Source organism: Pseudomonas sp. SR18 (assembly GCF_023701505.1).
GTDB lineage: Bacteria > Pseudomonadota > Gammaproteobacteria > Pseudomonadales > Pseudomonadaceae > Aquipseudomonas > Aquipseudomonas cyclaminis.
The window spans coordinates 665615-682561 of record NZ_JAMQAU010000001.1 but is presented as its reverse complement, the minus strand read 5'-3'; the positions used below and the strand labels follow the sequence as shown (position 1 = coordinate 682561).

At 62.2% G+C, this 16947-nt stretch carries 19 protein-coding genes; all 19 read left to right on the top strand.

Annotated features, from left to right (window positions below):
- Positions 1 to 103: 103 nt before the first annotated feature.
- The 19 genes from NDJ82_RS03185 to fliR all read left to right on the top strand — a co-directional run bounded on the left by NDJ82_RS03185 (position 104) and on the right by fliR (position 16947).
- Positions 104 to 1315, top strand: a complete 1212-nt coding sequence (locus NDJ82_RS03185; RefSeq protein ID WP_250924962.1) for a sensor histidine kinase — start codon at positions 104 to 106, stop codon at positions 1313 to 1315.
- Positions 1316 to 1321: 6 nt separating this feature from the next.
- Positions 1322 to 2698: a sigma-54-dependent transcriptional regulator gene (locus NDJ82_RS03180; RefSeq protein WP_250924920.1), complete on the top strand. Its 1377-nt coding sequence runs from the start codon at positions 1322 to 1324 to the stop codon at positions 2696 to 2698.
- 128 nt (positions 2699 to 2826) lie between these two features.
- On the top strand, positions 2827 to 3156 hold the full coding sequence (fliE, locus tag NDJ82_RS03175; protein ID WP_099584119.1) for a flagellar hook-basal body complex protein FliE: 330 nt from the start codon (positions 2827 to 2829) through the stop codon (positions 3154 to 3156).
- A gap of 16 nt (positions 3157 to 3172) precedes the next feature.
- Complete coding sequence (gene fliF, locus NDJ82_RS03170; RefSeq protein ID WP_099584120.1) at positions 3173 to 4957, top strand: flagellar basal-body MS-ring/collar protein FliF; 1785 nt, start codon at positions 3173 to 3175, stop codon at positions 4955 to 4957.
- Positions 4950 to 5969, top strand: a complete 1020-nt coding sequence (fliG, locus tag NDJ82_RS03165; RefSeq protein WP_017735208.1) for a flagellar motor switch protein FliG — start codon at positions 4950 to 4952, stop codon at positions 5967 to 5969. Before fliF ends, fliG begins: the two co-directional genes overlap by 8 nt.
- A gap of 10 nt (positions 5970 to 5979) precedes the next feature.
- A complete protein-coding gene (gene fliH, locus NDJ82_RS03160; protein WP_250924919.1) occupies positions 5980 to 6744 on the top strand; it encodes a flagellar assembly protein FliH in 765 nt (254 codons plus the stop codon).
- A complete protein-coding gene (gene fliI / locus NDJ82_RS03155; RefSeq protein WP_099584122.1) occupies positions 6734 to 8092 on the top strand; it encodes a flagellar protein export ATPase FliI in 1359 nt (452 codons plus the stop codon). Before fliH ends, fliI begins: the two co-directional genes overlap by 11 nt.
- A 3-nt stretch (positions 8093 to 8095) precedes the next feature.
- Entirely contained in the window at positions 8096 to 8545 is a 450-nt protein-coding gene (gene fliJ, locus NDJ82_RS03150; protein ID WP_099584123.1) for a flagellar export protein FliJ, read from the top strand.
- 77 nt (positions 8546 to 8622) lie between these two features.
- On the top strand, positions 8623 to 8928 hold the full coding sequence (locus NDJ82_RS03145; protein WP_191946573.1) for an STAS domain-containing protein: 306 nt from the start codon (positions 8623 to 8625) through the stop codon (positions 8926 to 8928).
- A complete protein-coding gene (locus NDJ82_RS03140; protein ID WP_250924918.1) occupies positions 8925 to 10643 on the top strand; it encodes an ATP-binding SpoIIE family protein phosphatase in 1719 nt (572 codons plus the stop codon). The genes NDJ82_RS03145 and NDJ82_RS03140 overlap by 4 nt, the downstream gene beginning before the upstream one ends.
- Before the next feature lie 30 nt (positions 10644 to 10673).
- Entirely contained in the window at positions 10674 to 11021 is a 348-nt protein-coding gene (locus NDJ82_RS03135; protein WP_099584126.1) for an Hpt domain-containing protein, read from the top strand.
- A 128-nt stretch (positions 11022 to 11149) separates the two neighbouring features.
- Positions 11150 to 12496 carry a flagellar hook-length control protein FliK gene (locus tag NDJ82_RS03130; RefSeq protein WP_250924917.1) on the top strand — a complete coding sequence of 449 codons (1347 nt, stop codon included), beginning with the start codon at positions 11150 to 11152 and terminating at the stop codon, positions 12494 to 12496.
- 221 nt (positions 12497 to 12717) lie between these two features.
- Positions 12718 to 13218, top strand: coding sequence for a flagellar basal body-associated protein FliL (gene fliL, locus NDJ82_RS03125; protein ID WP_099584128.1), 501 nt, complete (start codon positions 12718 to 12720; stop codon positions 13216 to 13218).
- Positions 13219 to 13227: 9 nt separating this feature from the next.
- On the top strand, positions 13228 to 14196 hold the full coding sequence (gene fliM / locus NDJ82_RS03120; protein WP_010208755.1) for a flagellar motor switch protein FliM: 969 nt from the start codon (positions 13228 to 13230) through the stop codon (positions 14194 to 14196).
- A 34-nt stretch (positions 14197 to 14230) separates the two neighbouring features.
- Complete coding sequence (gene fliN / locus NDJ82_RS03115) at positions 14231 to 14698, top strand: flagellar motor switch protein FliN (RefSeq protein WP_099584129.1); 468 nt, start codon at positions 14231 to 14233, stop codon at positions 14696 to 14698.
- A 1-nt stretch (position 14699) separates the two neighbouring features.
- Positions 14700 to 15140 (top strand): flagellar biosynthetic protein FliO, encoded by a 441-nt coding sequence (gene fliO / locus NDJ82_RS03110; RefSeq protein ID WP_158876878.1) that lies wholly within the window; start codon positions 14700 to 14702, stop codon positions 15138 to 15140.
- Complete coding sequence (gene fliP, locus NDJ82_RS03105; protein WP_099584131.1) at positions 15140 to 15883, top strand: flagellar type III secretion system pore protein FliP; 744 nt, start codon at positions 15140 to 15142, stop codon at positions 15881 to 15883. Before fliO ends, fliP begins: the two co-directional genes overlap by 1 nt.
- 4 nt (positions 15884 to 15887) lie before the next feature.
- Positions 15888 to 16157 carry a flagellar biosynthesis protein FliQ gene (gene fliQ / locus NDJ82_RS03100; protein WP_099584132.1) on the top strand — a complete coding sequence of 90 codons (270 nt, stop codon included), beginning with the start codon at positions 15888 to 15890 and terminating at the stop codon, positions 16155 to 16157.
- A gap of 4 nt (positions 16158 to 16161) precedes the next feature.
- Positions 16162 to 16947 carry a flagellar biosynthetic protein FliR gene (gene fliR, locus NDJ82_RS03095; protein WP_250924916.1) on the top strand — a complete coding sequence of 262 codons (786 nt, stop codon included), beginning with the start codon at positions 16162 to 16164 and terminating at the stop codon, positions 16945 to 16947.

Below are 16947 nucleotides of genomic sequence, written 5' to 3'. Positions count from 1 at the left end.
TTCCAGAGACCGCTGATTTATCAGCGGTTTTTTTTCGGCACAAGTATTGCTACAGCCCTCGCAACGTTCCGTTTAACTGACGGTCAGCCAGCGAGAGAGCATGATGCCCCACGCCGCCCAGCAATCTTCCAGCCCCTCTATCCCGGGGCTTATTCCCTCTGTGGAGCAGCAAAGCCGTCAGGGTCTCGAACAGGCGTTTTCGCTGTTCAACCAGATGTCGAGCCAATTGACTGACTCCTACAGCCTGCTCGAAGCCCGCGTCTCGGAGCTTAAAGGCGAGTTGGAAGTGGTGAGCGCCCAGCGCATGCAAGAGTTAGCCGAGAAAGAGCGCCTGGCCAACCGTCTGCAAAACCTGTTGTCGCTGCTGCCCGGTGGCGTGATTGTCATCGATGAAGAAGGCCGCGTGCGCGAGGCCAACCCTGCGGCCTGCGACATGCTCGGCCTGCCGCTGGAAGGCGAGTTGTGGCGCCATGTCATCACCCGTTGCTTCGCGCCGCGTGAAGATGACGGTCACGAAATCTCCCTCAAGGACGGGCGCCGCCTGTCCATCGCCACCCGTTCCCTGGACGCGGAGCCGGGGCAATTGGTGTTGCTTAATGACTTGACCGAAACCCGTCACTTGCAAGACCAATTGGCGCGCCACGAGCGCTTGTCGTCATTAGGGCGGATGGTCGCTTCTTTGGCGCATCAGATCCGCACGCCGCTGTCGGCGGCGTTGATCTACGCCAGTCATTTGACTGATGAGCAATTGCCCGTCGCCACCCAGCAGCGGTTTGCCGGCCGTCTCAAGGAGCGTCTGCACGAACTGGAGCACCAGGTGCGCGACATGCTGGTGTTTGCCCGCGGCGAATTGCCGCTGACCGACCGTGTGACACCCGCCCACCTGATGCAGGCCCTGCAAGCGGCTGCAAGCACCCATATTCAAGACACTCAGGTGCGCTGGCAGTGCGACAGCCACCTCGGCGAGTTGCTGTGCAATAGAGACACCCTGGTGGGCGCGCTGCTCAACCTGATCGAAAACGCTATCCAGGCCAGCGGCCCCGGTGCGCGGCTCAAGGTCCACCTGTATAGCCGCGAGCAAACCTTGCGCCTGTGCATCAGCGACAGCGGTGCCGGCATCGACCCTGTGGTGCTCAAACGCCTGGGCGAACCCTTCTTCACTACCAAGACCAACGGAACCGGCCTCGGCCTGACCGTGGTCAAGGCCGTGGCCCGTGCCCATCAGGGAGAATTGCAACTGCATTCCCGACTGGGGCGTGGCACCTGTGCACTGATAAGCCTGCCGCTGTTTTCATGCGCGGCAGGCGCGGAGTAAAAAGTAATGGCTATCAAGGTTCTGTTGGTGGAAGACGATCGCGCCCTGCGTGAAGCATTGGCTGACACGCTGCTGTTGGCGGGCCATGACTACCGGGCGGTCGGTTCTGCCGAGGAGGCCTTGGAGGCGGTGGAGCACGAAACCTTCAGCCTGGTGGTCAGTGACGTGAACATGCCAGGCATGGACGGCCACCAATTGCTGGCCCTGCTGCGTGCGCGCCAACCGCAACTGCCGGTGTTGCTGATGACTGCCCATGGCGCCGTGGAGCGCGCGGTGGACGCCATGCGCCAGGGCGCGGCGGACTACCTGGTCAAGCCCTTCGAACCCAAGGCGCTGATCGAACTGGTCGCGCGGCACGCCCTGGGCGTGATCCCCGCCAGCGAAGGCGAGGGCCCGATTGCCTTCGAGCCGGCCAGTGCGCAATTGCTGGAGCTGGCGGCCCGGGTGGCGCGCAGTGATTCCACGGTGCTGATTTCCGGCGAGTCCGGCACCGGCAAGGAAGTGCTGGCGCGTTATATCCACCAACAATCCACTCGCGCCAAACAACCGTTCATCGCCATCAACTGCGCGGCGATCCCCGACAACATGCTGGAAGCCACCCTGTTCGGCCATGAAAAAGGCTCGTTCACTGGCGCCATCGCGGCCCAGGCAGGCAAATTCGAACAGGCCGACGGCGGCACCATCCTGCTGGACGAAATCTCGGAAATGCCGCTGGGCCTGCAAGCCAAGCTGCTGCGGGTGCTGCAAGAGCGCGAAGTGGAGCGCGTGGGCGCACGCAAGCCGATCCAGCTGGACATCCGTGTGGTCGCCACCACCAACCGTGACCTCGCCGGCGAAGTGGCGGCGGGGCGCTTTCGTGAAGATCTGTTCTACCGGCTTTCGGTATTTCCCCTGGCCTGGCGCCCGCTGCGTGAGCGCCCAGCGGACATCGTCCCGCTGGCCGAGCGGCTGCTGAACAACCACGTCAAAAAAATGAAGCACGCCCAGGCGCGACTGTCGGCCGAGGCGCAAGCCTGCCTGATCAGCTATCCCTGGCCGGGCAACGTGCGGGAACTGGACAACGCCATCCAGCGCGCGCTGATTCTGCAGCAGGGCGGTTTGATCCAGCCCCAGGATTTCTGCCTGTCCATGGGCAGTGGTGCGGCGCCATTGCCTACCTTGGCGCCTGCGCCCGTGGTTGCCGAGGCGGAGCCCGGCGGTGCCCTGGGCGACGACCTGCGTCGCCGCGAATTCCAGATGATCATCGACACCCTGCGCGCCGAGCGCGGCCGCCGCAAAGAGGCCGCCGAGCGCCTGGGCATCAGCCCGCGTACCCTGCGCTACAAGCTGGCGCAAATGCGTGACGCCGGGATGGACGTGGAAGCGTATCTGTTCGCCACCTGACCGGTAACAAGGTCGACAAGGTTTGTCGCCTTTTCTTACGACTTGATACAGAGCTGGCACCCTTGTTGCTACCTCCCCTAGTAATCGCTGCGTAGTGTCAAAAATTTGCGGGTTGGAGAGAGAAGTTCATGAGCCAGGGTATTGAGTTCAATCGATTGATGTTGGATATGCGCTCCATGCAAATGGATGCCATGGCTCAACCGAAATCCGTCGCGCCAGCGCCGCAATTGGGCCAAAGCAGCTTCGCCGACATGCTCGGCCAAGCCATCAACAAAGTCAGTGACACCCAGCAAGCCTCCAGCCAGTTGGCCAATGCATTCGAGATCGGCAAAAGCGGCGTGGACCTCACCGATGTGATGGTCGCCTCGCAAAAGGCCAGCGTCTCCTTCCAGGCTCTGACCCAAGTGCGTAACAAGCTGGTTCAGGCCTATCAAGACATCATGCAGATGCCGGTTTAAGGGCGAGATTTAAGTCATGGCAGAAGCAGTCTCCGACAACGTACCCGCCAAGGCAGATGGCAAGCCGCCGCTGTTTGGCCTGTCGTTCCTGGAAAACCTCTCGGAAATGACCATGCTGCGTCAGGTGGGCCTGATGGTCGGCCTGGCTGCGAGCGTGGCAATTGGTTTTGCCGTGGTGTTGTGGTCGCAACAACCCGATTACCGTCCGTTGTACGGCAGCCTGGCGGGCATGGATTCCAAGCAGATCATGGAAACCCTCGCCGCCGCCGACATCGCCTACACCGTGGAGCCCAATTCCGGCGCGCTGCTGGTCAAGGCCGATGACGTGGCCCGTGCGCGCATGAAGCTCGCCGCCGCTGGCGTAACGCCGTCCGACAGCAATATCGGTTTTGAAATCCTCGACAAGGACCAGGGCCTCGGGACCAGCCAGTTCATGGAAGCCACGCGTTACCGTCGTGGCCTCGAAGGCGAGCTGGCCCGCACCATCTCCAGCCTCAACAACGTCAAGGGCGCCCGTGTGCACCTGGCCATTCCGAAAAGCTCGGTGTTTGTGCGTGATGAACGCAAGCCAAGTGCTTCGGTATTGGTCGAGCTGTTCTCCGGCCGTTCCCTGGAGCCAGGCCAAGTGCTGGCGATCGTCAACCTGGTGGCGACCAGCGTGCCTGAGCTGAGTAAATCCCAGATCACCGTGGTCGACCAGAAGGGCAACCTGCTGTCGGATATGGCGGAAAACTCCGCGCTGACCCAGGCCGGCAAGCAGTTCGACTACAGCCGCCGCATGGAAAGCATGCTGACCCAGCGTGTGCACAACATCCTGCAACCGGTGCTGGGCAACGACCGCTACAAGGCTGAAGTGTCCGCCGATGTGGACTTCAGCGCGGTCGAGTCGACCTCCGAGCAATTCAACCCGGACCAGCCGGCCTTGCGCAGCGAGCAGTCCACCAGCGAACAACGCACCGCCGCCAATGGCCCGCCGCAAGGCGTGCCGGGTGCCCTGAGCAACCAGCCACCGGCCCCGGCCTCGGCCCCGCAAACCACCGGTGGCGCTGCTGCTGCCGCTGCTGCGATCCAGCCTGGCCAGCCATTGCTGGACGCCAACGGCCAGCAGATCATGGACCCGGCCACCGGCCAGCCGATGCTCGCACCGTACCCGGCGGACAAGCGTAACCAGTCCACCAAGAACTTCGAACTCGACCGTTCCATCAGCCACACCAAGCAACAACAGGGTCGCGTCAATCGCCTGTCGGTGTCGGTGGTGGTCGATGATCAGGTCAAGGTCAATGCGGCGGATGGCGCCGTTACCCGTGCGCCGTGGAGCGCCGACGAATTGGCGCGCTTCACCCGCCTGGTGCAGGACGCCGTCGGTTTTGACGCCAGCCGTGGTGACAGCGTCAGCGTGATCAACATGCCGTTCTCCGCCGAGCGTGGTGAAGTCATCGCCGAAGCGGCGTTCTACACCCAGCCGTGGTTCTGGGACATCGTCAAGCAAGTGCTGGGTGTGTTGTTCATCCTGGTGCTGGTGTTCGGCGTGCTGCGTCCGGTGCTCAACAACATCACCGGCAACGGCAAGAACAAACAACTGGCGGCGTTTGGTGGCAGTGACGTCGAGTTGGGTGGCATGGGCGGCCTGGACGGCGAACTGGCCAACGACCGCGTCAGCCTCGGCGGCCCGCAAAGCATCCTGTTGCCAAGCCCGAGCGAAGGCTACGACGCACAGTTGAACGCAATCAAAAGTCTGGTGGCAGAAGACCCGGGCCGTGTGGCCCAGGTCGTGAAAGAGTGGATCAACGCAGATGAGTGATAATCGAGCCGCTGTTGCCAAGCTCACCAAGGTCGACAAAGCCGCAGTCCTGCTGCTGTCCCTCGGTGAAACCGACGCCGCCCAAGTGCTGCGCCACATGGGCCCCAAAGAGGTTCAGCGTGTGGGCGTGGCCATGGCGCAAATGCGCAATGTGCACCGTGAGCAAGTCGAACAGGTGATGAGCGAGTTCGTCGAGATCGTCGGCGACCAGACCAGCCTGGGCGTCGGCTCCGACAGCTACATCCGCAAGATGCTCACCTCGGCCCTGGGCGAAGACAAAGCCAACGGCCTGATCGACCGTATCCTGTTGGGCGGCAATACCAGCGGTCTGGACAGCCTCAAGTGGATGGAACCGCGTGCGGTCGCCGACGTGATCCGCTTCGAGCACCCGCAGATCCAGGCCATCGTCGTCGCGTACCTCGACCCGGACCAGGCCGGTGAAGTGCTCGGCCACTTTGACCATAAAGTGCGCCTGGACATCATCCTGCGGGTGTCGTCGCTGAACACCGTGCAGCCAGCGGCCCTGAAAGAATTGAACACCATTCTGGAGAAACAGTTCTCCGGCAACTCCAACGCCGCACGGACCACCTTGGGTGGCATCAAGCGCGCGGCGGACATCATGAACTTCCTCGACAGCTCGGTCGAAGGCCAGTTGATGGACTCGATCCGCGAGATCGACGACACCCTGTCCGGCCAGATCGAAGACCTCATGTTCGTCTTCAACAACCTCTCCGATGTCGACGACCGTGGCATCCAGGCGCTGCTGCGCGAAGTCTCCTCCGACGTGCTGGTGCTGGCCCTCAAAGGCTCGGACGAAGGCGTCAAGGAGAAGATCTTCAAGAACATGTCCAAGCGTGCTTCGGAACTGTTGCGCGACGACCTGGAAGCCAAGGGCCCGGTGCGCGTCAGCGACGTGGAAACCGCGCAAAAAGAAATCCTCACCATTGCCCGCCGTATGGCCGAAGCCGGAGAAATCGTTCTCGGCGGGAAGGGCGGCGAAGAAATGATCTAAGGCGCCCCTGATGTCGAACAAAGATGAGGCGCCCAGCGATCTGATTCGCGCACGGGATGTCGGTGGGTTCGACATCTGGTCGTTGCCCAGTTTCGATCCGCACGTGCCGGAGCCTGAGCCGGAACCGGTTGAAGAGCTGCCGGTGGAAATGGAAGAAGTGCCGCTGGAAGAAGTCCAGCCACTGACCCTGGAAGAGTTGGAAAGCATCCGCCAGGAGGCTTACAACGAAGGCTTCGCGGCCGGTGAAAAAGACGGTTTTCGCAGCGCCACCCTCAAGGTGCGCCAAGAGGCCGAAGCGGCGCTGAGCGTCCAGTTGGCCAGCCTGGAGCGCTTGATGGGCGTGTTGTTCGACCCCATCGCCGAGCAGGATTCGCAGATCGAAAAATCCATGGTCGGCCTGGTGGAACACATTGCCCGCCAGGTGATCCAGCGCGAACTGGTGCTCGATTCCAGCCATATCGAAAGCGTGATGCGCGAAGCCCTCAAGCTGCTGCCCCTGGGTGTCGGCAATGTACGGCTGTACATCAATCCGCAGGATTTCGAGCAGGTCAAAGCCCTGCGCGAGCGCCATGAAGAAACCTGGCGCATCGTCGAAGACGCAGCGCTGCAGCCCGGTGGTTGCCGGGTCGAGACCGAACACAGCCGCATCGATGCCACGGTGGAAACCCGCATCAGCCAGATCATGGCCAAGTTGCTGGATCAAGTTCACGAGCAGGTATTGAACCCCGCCGAACCTGACCTCAGCGTGGACCTGGACGCTACCGATGCGCCTTGATCGCACCAGCTTCGCCAAGCGCCTGAGCGGCTACGTCGAAGCCACTGAACTGCCCGGCCAGCCCATCCTCGAAGGGCGCTTGTTGCGTATGGTCGGCCTGACCCTCGAAGCCGAGGGCCTGCGCGCTGCCATGGGCAGCCGCTGCATGGTGATCAACGACGACAGCTACCACCCGGTGCAGGTCGAAGCGGAAGTGATGGGTTTTTCCGGCAGCAAGATTTTCCTGATGCCCGTGGGTAGCCTGGCGGGCATCGCCCCCGGTGCCCGCGTGGTGCCGCTGGCCGATACGGGTCGCCTGCCCATGGGCATGAGCATGCTTGGCCGCGTGCTGGATGGCGCCGGTCGCGCACTGGACGGCAAGGGCGGCATGAAAGCCGAAGACTGGGTGCCGATGGACGGCCCCACCATCAACCCGCTCAACCGCAATCCCATCAGCGTGCCGCTGGACGTGGGCATTCGCAGCATCAACGGATTATTGACGGTCGGCCGCGGCCAGCGTCTGGGCCTGTTCGCCGGTACCGGTGTGGGTAAATCGGTGTTGCTGGGCATGATGACGCGCTTTACCGAGGCCGACATCATTGTGGTGGGGCTGATCGGCGAACGGGGCCGCGAGGTGAAGGAGTTCATCGAGCACAGCCTCGGTGAAGAAGGCCTCAAGCGCTCCGTGGTCGTCGCCTCTCCAGCGGACGATGCGCCGCTGATGCGTTTGCGCGCCGCGATGTACTGCACGCGCATCGCCGAATATTTTCGCGACAAGGGCAAGAACGTCCTGTTGCTGATGGACTCGCTCACACGTTTCGCCCAGGCCCAGCGGGAAATCGCCCTGGCCATCGGTGAACCGCCGGCGACCAAGGGTTACCCGCCGTCAGTGTTTGCCAAGCTGCCCAAGCTGGTGGAGCGTGCCGGTAATGCCGAGGCCGGTGGCGGCTCGATCACCGCGTTCTACACCGTATTGTCCGAAGGCGATGACCAGCAGGACCCCATCGCCGACTCGGCGCGGGGCGTGCTCGACGGTCACATTGTGCTGTCGCGCCGTTTGGCCGAAGAAGGGCACTACCCGGCCATCGATATCGAAGCGTCCATCAGCCGGGTCATGCCGGCGGTGGTCACGCCGGAGCATATGGTCCGTGCGCAACAATTCAAGCAGTTGTGGTCGCGCTATCAACAGAGCCGCGACCTGATCAGCGTCGGCGCCTACGTGGCCGGTGGTGATCGCGACACCGACCTGGCGATCGCCCTGCAACCGCAGTTGGTGACCTACCTGCGCCAGGGCCTCAACGACAAGATCAGCATGGGCGAAAGCGAAGCCCATCTGCACTCCATCTTCGCGCCTGCGCCAGGCGGCTAAGCCATGGCCAACAGCCGCGCCGCGCGCCTGGCCCCGGTGGTGGACATGGCCGAAAAGGCCGAAAAAACCGCCGTGCAGCGCCTGGGTTATTTCCAGGGCCAGGTTCGCCTGGCGGAAAGCAAGCTGGGCGACCTGGAGCGCTTTCGCGGCGAGTACCAGCAACAATGGATCGAGCGCGGCACCAAGGGCGTTTCGGGCCAATGGCTGATGGGCTACCAGGGCTTTCTCAATCAACTGGAAACCGCCGTCGGCCAACAGCGCCAGAGCCTGGCCTGGCACCAGAACAACCTCGATAAAGCCCGCGAAAGTTGGCAGGAGGCGTTTGCGCGAGTCGAAGGCTTGCGCAAGCTGGTGCAGCGCTATATCGATGAGGCGCGGGCCCTCGAAGACAAGCGCGAGCAGAAGCTGCTGGATGAGTTGTCCCAGCGCATGCCGCGTAAAGATGTGTATTGATCTTGGCGAGAAGTTGCCCACAGCCCCATCACCTGCTAAACCTTGTTGCATATCGCCAATGACAAGGAAGCCGTCGTATGTCAATCGAGTCAGAAGTATCCCTGGATGGGAAGAAGTTGACGATTGCAATCAAGGGCCGGTTTGATTTCGGCAGTCATCAGGGCTTTCGTGAGTCCTACGAGCGTTTCTACAAAGTGCCTGAGTCCTATGTGGTCGACCTGAAAGACACCACGTATATGGACAGTTCGGCCCTGGGCATGCTCCTGCTGCTGCGCGATCACGCGGGTGGGGACGATGCGCAAGTCGAGGTGATCAACAGCAACTCCGACGTGCGCAAGATCCTCGCCATCTCCAACTTCGACAAGCTGTTCGACATCAATTGAGCACCCTGGCCCCTGCGGTTGAGGCGCTGACGATCTTGATCGCCGATGACAATGCGACCGATCTTCTGCTGCTGTCGACCATTGTGCGGCGCCAGGGGCATCAGGTGCTTACCGCCACCAACGGCGAAGAAGCTGTCGAGCTCTTTGCCCGCGAGCGTCCGCAACTGGTGCTGATGGATGCCTTGATGCCGGTGATGGATGGCTACGGCGCCGCGCGGTGGATCAAGCAACTGGCGGGGGAGGAATTGGTCCCCATCATTTTCCTCACCTCCCTGCGCGATAGCGCCGCCCTGGCCGATTGCCTGGATGCCGGCGGTGATGACTTCCTGCCCAAGCCCTATAACCAACTGATCCTGGCGGCCAAGATCAACGCGATGGACCGCCTGCGCCGCCTGCAAGCCACGGTGTTGCAACAGCGTGACCTGATCGCCAGGCACCATGACTATCTGCTGCATGAGCAGCGGGTGGCCAAGGCGGTGTTCGACAAGGTCGCCCACTCCGGCTGCATCAACGCCGCCCCGAACATCCGCTACCTGCAATCGCCCTATGCGCTGTTCAATGGCGACCTGCTGCTGGCGGCCTACACGCCGTCGGGCGACATGCACGTGCTGCTCGGCGATTTCACTGGCCACGGCCTGCCGGCGGCAGTGGGCGCGATGCCCCTGGCGGAAGTGTTCTACGGCATGACTGCCAAGGGCTATGGCCTGTCTCAGATCCTGCGGGAGATGAATGCCAAGCTCAAGCGCATCCTGCCGGTGGACATGTTCTGCTGCGCCACGCTGTTGTGCCTGAGTACCGAGCGGCGTGCGTTGGAGGTGTGGAACGGCGGTATGCCCGACGGTTATGTGCATGACGTCGCCAGCGGCAAGCGCACGCCGCTGCAATCGCGGCATTTGCCGTTGGGGGTGCTGTCGGCGCAAGCCTTTGATGACCGCACCGAGGTGTGGCCCATGGCCTTGGGCGACCGGGTGTTTTTGCTGTCCGACGGCGTGCTGGATACCGCCGATGCCCACGATCAACTGTTCGGCGCCGAGCGTTTGCAGCAGGTCTTCGCGGCCAATCGCGAGCCCAATCGCCTGTTCGAGGATATCGAAGAGGCCCTGGCGGCGTTTCGCGGTGAGGCGCGGGATGACGTGAGCATGGTGGAAATCACCCTGCGGGCCGGCCAGTCACTGCGTGCCACCGGGCCGTTGTATGCCGACAGTGGCCAATCGTGCCCGCTGGATTGGTCGGTCAGCTTCGAATTCCGTGCCGAGACCCTCAAGCGCTACAACCCTTTGCCTTATCTGCTGCAGCTGCTGCTGGAAATCCACGGCCTGCGCGAGCAGAGCGGGGCGCTCTACAGCGTGATGGCCGAGTTGTATTCCAATGCCCTGGAGCACGGCGTGCTCGGGCTGGATTCGCGGCTCAAGTGCGATGCCCAGGGTTTCGCCGAATATTATCGCCAGCGCAACGACCGTCTGGCGCAGTTGAACAGCGGTTACGTGCGGGTACATGTGCAAGTGGTACCCACCCCGATGGGCGGCAAAATGACCCTGCGCCTGGAAGACAGCGGGCCGGGCTTCGACGTGGAACGGGTACTGGCGCGGCCGCTGGACGTGGACCGTCTGTCTGGTCGGGGCCTGAGCCTGGTGCGCCAGCTGAGTAGCGAGGTACGCTGGTCCGACGGTGGGCGCAGTGTCTGCGTGGAGTTTTGCTGGGGGGCTCTGGCATAATCCGCCGATTCTTGATCAGGGAGCGAGCAAGTGGCAGAGATTCATATGGACCCGGATGTGTTGTCGGGTTTGCAGGAGGTGATGGAAGGCGACTATCCCAAGCTGCTTGAAACCTTTCTGGACGACTCCCGCAAACGCGTCGAGGCGCTGCGCCAGGCGCGGGATGATGCCAAGGCGCTGGGGCAGATTGCGCACAGTTTCAAGGGCAGCAGTGGCAACCTTGGGGCGGTGCGTTTGGCGCAGTTGTGTCAGTTGCTGGAGGCTGAGTCTGTTGAGGCTGCTTCGGACCTGGGGGGCTTGGTGGATCAGATTGATCGGGAGTTTGAGTTGGTTCGGCCGTTGTATGAGCATGAACGGGAGCGGTTTGCCGGGGTTTGATCGAGCGTGCCATTGGCCAGGCACCGGCTATGCACCCATTGCACAGCGCATCCCGCAAACCTGGCCCAACTCTTGCTATATCTCCTGATACTGCATCCCCGATCCCCATGCAGTGGAGACCTTTACTTATGCCAGTCGCCCCTAATTCGCTTCTTCAGGCTGCTCCTGCGGCCAAGCCGCAAGCGCCTGCCGCTAATGCACTGGTCACGGCCGCGGACCCACGGGACAAGGGCCCTGGCTTCGCTCAAGTGTTCGCCAACCAAGGCACGAAAGCCCCGGTCAAGGCCGACGACAACTCGGTCAAACCAGCGCGGGACAAGCCTGCCGATGCCGCCGCCAAATCGGCGACCGGCAGCGACAAGCCTGCCGCCAGTACGCCCGCCGTTGCCGATAGCGGCAATACCTTGCCTGCCAAGCCGCCAGTCGCGTCCGACGACAGCGCCAGCGCGAGCGCGGATGAGGAGGCGCCGGCTGACCCGACGCTGGTGGTGCAACAGCCCGCCGTTGATCCGGTTGTCGACCCGGCGTTGATTGCCGCTGTCACCCCGGTGGCCGTGCCCGTTCCGGTGGTAGTCCCGGCCCCTGTCGCTGACGCAGCCGACACCAAGGCTCAGCCCGTGAGCGCAGCGCCAATTGCGGCGAGCGAAGAAGCCAAGCCGGTGTTCGACCCCGAGGCCGATCCCCTCGACGCGCTGCCGACCCTGCGCCTGGCGATGGAGCAGGGCGGGCATGTGTCGGCCAGCAGCCAGACGCAGGCCAAGACTGCGCCGACGACCACCCAGGACCAGCCAACCGCCGCGCAGAACTTTGCTGCCGGGCTGGCCACGATGGTCGACGAGCAAGCCACCAAAGACAGCACTGACCAAGGCGGCGACAAAGCCTTCAGCGGCTTGATCGAAGGCGGCCTCAAAGACCTGAAAAACGCCAGCAGCGACACCCGTGTCGATGACTTCGCCAATCGCTTGGCGGCGCTGACCCAGGCGGCCACGCCGAGAACGGCCAACGCCTTGCCGCCGACGACGAATGCGCCACTGGCCATGCACCAGAGCGGCTGGACTGACGAGATCGTCAATCGGGTGATGTACCTGTCCAGCGCCAACCTCAAGTCGGCGGAGATCCAGTTGCAGCCGGCTGAACTCGGTCGCCTGGATATCAAGGTCAACATGACCGCCGATCAGCAGGCCCAGGTCAATTTCATGAGTGCTCATCCGGTGGTGCGTGAGGCGCTGGAAAGCCAGTCGGGCCGCCTGCGGGAGATGTTTGCGCAACAGGGCATGGGGCAGGTGGACGTCAATGTGTCCGACCAGTCCCGTGGTCAGGAGCAGCAGCAACAGCAGGCCCAGACCGGTGGCGTGAGTCGCGCTGGGCGCGGTGGTGACAGCGGTGACAGCGGCAGCCACCTTGATGTGGCTGAAGCGGTAGCGCCCGTGACGTCTACGGTGGTCGGCTCCAGCGCCGTCGATTACTACGCCTGACCTGAGCCTGGCATGGGTCAAAATGTGGGAGGGGGCTTGCCCCCGATAGCGGTGTGTCAGTCAACTGATGTATGAACTGAAACACCTCATCGGGGGCAAGCCCCCTCCCACATTTGTTTTGTGGTGCCCTTCATCCCCGCTTGCCCGGACAACTCTGGCATAACACTTGCTCTTGCCTTTCCGTAGATCTATGAATCCCCGAATAGTGACGGATTATTGGCATGGCGAAGAGCGAAGACGCAGCAAAAGCACCCGCAGGCAAAGGCAAGCTCAAGCTTATCCTGATGATAGTCGTGGGCCTGCTCCTGGCCATCGGCGCCTCCGTGGGCGGCACCTGGTACATCATGCACAGCAGTGCAAGCAAACCGGCACCCGCCGCTGAAACCGCCAGTAACGTCAAGCAACCGGCAATCTTCGAGCCGATGCTTCCGGCCTTTGTCGCCAACTTCAATCAGAACGGTCGTCAGCGCTACCTCCAGGTGAGCATCACCTTGCTGGCGCGCGACAAAGGCGACCTTGAATCCCTCAAAGTGCATATGCCGGTGATCCGCAACAACCTGGTGATGCTGTTCTCCGGGCAGAGCTTCGACACCCTGGCCACCCCGGTGGGCCAGGAAATGCTGCGCCAGAAGGTCACTGCCAGCGTGCAGGAAGTGGCCCAGAAAGAGCTCGGCAAAGTCGTGGTCGAGCAGGCGCTCTTCACTAACTTCGTATTGCAGTAGGATCACGACATGGCCGTGCAAGACCTGCTGTCCCAGGATGAAATCGACGCGCTGTTGCATGGCGTCGACGATGGTCTGGTACAGACCGAAATGGCTGCCGAGCCCGGCAGCGTCAAAAGTTATGACCTGACCAGCCAGGATCGCATCGTCCGTGGACGCATGCCGACGCTGGAGATGATCAACGAACGTTTCGCCCGTTACACCCGGATCAGCATGTTCAACATGCTGCGCCGCTCGGCGGACGTAGCGGTGGGCGGCGTGCAGGTGATGAAGTTCGGCGAGTACGTGCACTCGCTGTACGTGCCGACCAGCCTCAACCTTGTCAAGATCAAGCCGTTGCGCGGCACCGCGCTGTTCATCCTCGACGCCAAACTGGTGTTCAAGCTGGTGGACAACTTCTTCGGCGGTGACGGCCGTCACGCCAAGATCGAAGGCCGCGAATTCACCCCTACCGAGTTGCGCGTCGTACGCATGGTGCTGGAGCAGGCCTTCATCGACTTGAAGGAAGCCTGGCAGGCCATCATGGAAGTCAATTTCGAGTACATCAACTCGGAAGTAAACCCGGCCATGGCCAACATCGTCGGGCCGAGCGAGGCCATTGTGGTGTCCACGTTCCACATCGAACTCGATGGCGGCGGCGGCGACCTGCACGTGACCATGCCGTACTCGATGATCGAGCCGGTGCGCGAGATGCTCGACGCCGGTTTCCAGTCCGACCTGGACGATCAGGACGAACGTTGGGTCAAGGCCCTGCGCGAAGACCTGCTGGACGTCGACGTGCCCTTGAGCGCCACCGTGGCCCGTCGCCAACTGCGCTTGCGGGATATTTTGCACATGCAGCCGGGGGACATCATCCCCGTCGAGTTGCCGGAAGAAATGATCATGCGCGCCAACGGCGTGCCGTCGTTCAAGGTCAAGCTGGGTTCCCACAAGGGCAACCTGGCTCTTCAAGTGGTCGAGCCGATCAATCGTCGCTGATCAACACTCATTTTTGCTTCGCCGAGGACATGCAATGGCTACCGAACACGAAAACACTTCCGCCGAAGACCAGGCCCTGGCTGACGAATGGGCTGCGGCCCTGGAAGAAACCGGCGATGTGGGCCAGGACGATATCGACGCCTTGCTGGCCGCCGATGCCGCCACCGCACCCGCAGGAAACCGCATGCAAATGGAAGAATTCGGCAGCGTGCCGAAGAACAACGACCCGGTGACCCTTGATGGGCCGAACCTGGACGTGATCCTCGACATCCCGGTGTCGATTTCCATGGAAGTGGGCAGCACCGACATCAATATCCGCAACCTGCTGCAGCTCAACCAGGGCTCGGTGATCGAGTTGGATCGCCTGGCCGGTGAGCCATTGGACGTGCTGGTCAACGGCACCCTGATTGCCCACGGTGAAGTGGTGGTGGTCAACGAGAAGTTCGGCATCCGCCTGACGGACGTGATCAGCCCGAGCGAACGCATCAAGAAGTTGCGCTGATATGAAGCGGCTGATGGTGGGACTCTGGGTCGCGCTGCCATTGAGCGCCTGGGCGGCAGAACCGGTGGCTCAGGCGGCCGTCGCTGCGGCGCCGGTCGGCAGCGGCCTCGGTGGCCAGTTGACCCAGCTGGTGCTGGGTCTGTTGCTGGTGGTGGGCCTGATCTTTGTGCTGGCCTGGCTGTTGCGCCGCGTGCAGCAGGTCGGTCCGGGCAACGCGCAGGTGATCGAGATGATCGGCTCCCGCGCCCTCGGCCCGCGTGATCGACTGGTGCTGGTGCAAGTGGGTGAAGAACAGATCCTGTTGGGCCTGACCCCTGGCCGCATCACCCCGCTGCATGTGCTCAAGACCCCGGTGAACGTGGATCAGTCCAAGCCCGCCACGCCCGAATTCGCTCAGCGCCTGATGGAATTGCTGGGCAAGGATCAGAAGGATACGAAGTAATGCGCGTTTTATTGACGCTCATGCTGTTGCTGGCTGCGCCGTTGGCGATGGCCGCCGACCCGTTGTCGATCCCGGCGATCACGCTGGGTACCAACGCGTCCGGGGCCCAGGAATATTCGGTCAGCCTGCAGATCCTGCTGATCATGACCGCGCTGAGCTTTATCCCGGCGTTTGTGATGCTGATGACCAGCTTCACACGGATCATCATCGTGTTCTCGATCCTGCGTCAGGCCCTTGGCTTGCAGCAGACGCCGTCGAACCAGATTCTCACCGGCATGGCGTTGTTCCTGACCATGTTCATCATGGCGCCGGTGTTCGACAAGGTGAACCAGCAAGCCCTGCAGCCCTATCTGGCGGAAACCATTACCGCCCAGGTGGCGATTGATCGGGCCCAGGTGCCGATCAAGGATTTCATGCTGTCGCAGACCCGCTCCAGCGACCTGGAGCTGTTCATGCGCCTGTCCAAGCGCACTGACATCGCCACGCCGGATCAGGCGCCGCTGACGATCCTGGTGCCGGCCTTCGTGACGTCTGAGTTGAAGACTGCGTTCCAGATCGGCTTCATGATCTTTATTCCGTTCCTGATCATCGACCTGGTGGTGGCGAGCGTGCTGATGGCCATGGGTATGATGATGCTGTCGCCGCTGATCATCTCGTTGCCGTTCAAGATCATGCTGTTTGTGCTGGTGGACGGCTGGGCGCTGATTATCGGCACCCTGGCCGGCAGCTTCGGCGGGGTATAGGTCGATGACTCCAGAAGTTGCCGTCGACCTGTTCCGTGAAGCGCTGTGGCTGACCACCGTGATGGTCGCCGTGCTGGTGGTGCCGAGCCTGTTGGTGGGCCTGCTGGTGGCGATGTTCCAGGCCGCCACGCAGATCAACGAACAGACCCTGAGCTTCCTGCCGCGCTTGCTGGTGATGCTGGTCACCCTGATCGTCGCTGGCCCGTGGCTGGTGCAAACCTTTATGGAATACATCCTGCAGCTGTACGGCAGTATTCCGCACTTGATCGGCTGATCGGGTGAACTCCCTGCTGGCATTGACCGACACCCAGATCAGCACCTGGGTGGCTTCGTTCATCCTGCCGTTGTTCCGCGTGACGGCCATGTTGATGGCCATGCCGGTGTTCGGCACGACCCTGGTGCCGCGTCGTGTGCGCCTGTATTTCGCCGTGGCGATCACGGTGGTGCTGGTGCCGGGCTTGCCGCCCATGCCGCCGTTGAACGCCCTGGACCTGAGTGCCCTGATGCTGATCGCCGAACAAGTCCTGATCGGCGCCATGCTGGGCTTCTCCCTGCAACTGTTCTTCCAGGCGTTTGTGATTGCCGGGCAAATCATCTCGATCCAGATGGGCATGGGCTTCGCTTCCATGGTCGACCCCACCAACGGCGTGTCGGCGGCGGTGATCGGGCAATTCCTGACGATGCTGGTGACCTTGCTGTTCCTGGCCATGAACGGGCACCTGGTGGCGTTCGAGGTGCTGACCGAAAGCTTCACCACCTTGCCGGTGGGTTCCGGCTTGGTCGTCAATCACTTCTGGGAAACGGTCGGGCGCCTCGGTTGGGTGTTGGGCGCGTCGTTGTTGCTGGTGCTGCCGGCGATCACTGCGTTGTTGGTGGTCAACATCGCGTTTGGCGTGATGACCCGTGCGGCGCCGCAGTTGAACATCTTTTCGATTGGTTTCCCGTTGACCCTGGTATTGGGCATGGGGATTTTCTGGGTCGGCCTGGCCGACATTCTCAATCAGTATCAACCGCTGGCGACCGACGCCTTGCAGTTCTTACGTGATCTGGCACGGGCGCGCTGA